The 1615-nt window shown below is 51.1% G+C and carries 2 rRNA genes; both read right to left on the bottom strand.

The features are described 5' to 3' along the window. Nucleotides 1-56: 56 nt before the first annotated feature. Nucleotides 57-169, bottom strand: a 5S ribosomal RNA gene (gene rrf / locus DTW89_RS19025). Nucleotides 170-328: 159 nt separating this feature from the next. Further along, nucleotides 329-1615, bottom strand: a 23S ribosomal RNA gene (locus DTW89_RS19020); the annotation flags it as partial.

Below are 1615 nucleotides of genomic sequence, written 5' to 3'. Positions count from 1 at the left end.
CCAAAGCAGAAACGCCCCCTTCTGATCACAGAGGGGGGCGTTGCTGGGCTGTAAGAGCCTGACGATGACCTACTTTCACACGGGAACCCGCACTATCATCGGCGCAAAGTCGTTTCACTGTCCTGTTCGGGATGGGAAGGAGTGGTACCAACTTGCTATGGTCATCAGGCATAACTGTGTGCTGAGCTGTTAGTGGAACAGCTCGGCGAATTCATAGAGTTTGGAATCAGATTATGTGTTTTTTGAATGCGTCAACTTGGCATAACAATCTTTGAAGAGAATGTCTGACACATCTTTGGGGGATGTGAAGACAGGCTGTCAAAGTTATAGGGTCAAGCCGCACGAGCAATTAGTATCAGTTAGCTTAACGCATTACTGCGCTTCCACACCTGACCTATCAACGTCCTGGTCTTGAACGACTCTTTAGGGGGCTCAAGGCCCCGGCAGATCTCATCTTGAAACGAGTTTCCCGCTTAGATGCTTTCAGCGGTTATCTCTTCCACACTTAGCTACTCGGCAATGCCACTGGCGTGACAACCGATACACCAGAGGTGTGTCCACTCCGGTCCTCTCGTACTAGGAGCAGGCTTCCTCAAATCTGCAGCGCCCACGGAAGATAGGGACCAAACTGTCTCACGACGTTTTAAACCCAGCTCACGTACCTCTTTAAATGGCGAACAGCCATACCCTTGGGACCGGCTACAGCCCCAGGATGAGATGAGCCGACATCGAGGTGCCAAACACCGCCGTCGATATGAACTCTTGGGCGGTATCAGCCTGTTATCCCCAGAGTACCTTTTATCCGTTGAGCGATGGCCCTTCCATACAGAACCACCGGATCACTATGTCCTGCTTTCGCATCTGCTCGACTTGTCAGTCTCGCAGTTAAGCACGCTTATGCCATTGCACTATCGTCACGATGTCCGACCGTAACTAGCGTACCTTCGAACTCCTCCGTTACGCTTTGGGAGGAGACCGCCCCAGTCAAACTGCCTACCATGCACTGTCCCCGATCCAGATAATGGACCTAGGTTAGAACCTCAAACACACCAGGGTGGTATTTCAACGTTGGCTCCATGAGATCTAGCGACCTCACTTCAAAGCCTCCCACCTATCCTACACAGATCTGTTCAAAGTCCAATACAAAGCTACAGTAAAGGTTCATGGGGTCTTTCCGTCTTTCCGCGGGGAGATTGCATCATCACAAACATTTCAACTTCGCTGAGTCTCAGGAGGAGACAGTGTGGCCATCGTTACGCCATTCGTGCAGGTCGGAACTTACCCGACAAGGAATTTCGCTACCTTAGGACCGTTATAGTTACGGCCGCCGTTTACTGGGACTTCAGTCAAGAGCTTGCACCCCATCATTTAATCTTCCAGCACCGGGCAGGCGTCACACCCTATACGTCCACTTTCGTGTTTGCAGAGTGCTGTGTTTTTATTAAACAGTCGCAGCCACCGATTTTTTGCAACCCCTTTGGGCTCGCCTTGTACAGGTTCACCTACTTGGGGCATACCTTCTCCCGAAGTTACGGTATCAATTTGCCGAGTTCCTTCTCCTGAGTTCTCTCAAGCGCCTTAGAATACTCATCTCGCGCACCAGTGTCGGTTTGCG

Origin of the sequence: Acidovorax sp. BoFeN1 (assembly GCF_003345135.1) — a bacterium.
In the GTDB taxonomy this organism is placed as follows: domain Bacteria; phylum Pseudomonadota; class Gammaproteobacteria; order Burkholderiales; family Burkholderiaceae_C; genus Acidovorax; species Acidovorax defluvii.
Note: the sequence above shows the minus strand (reverse complement) of the source record. Positions and strands in the feature narration are given on the sequence as shown.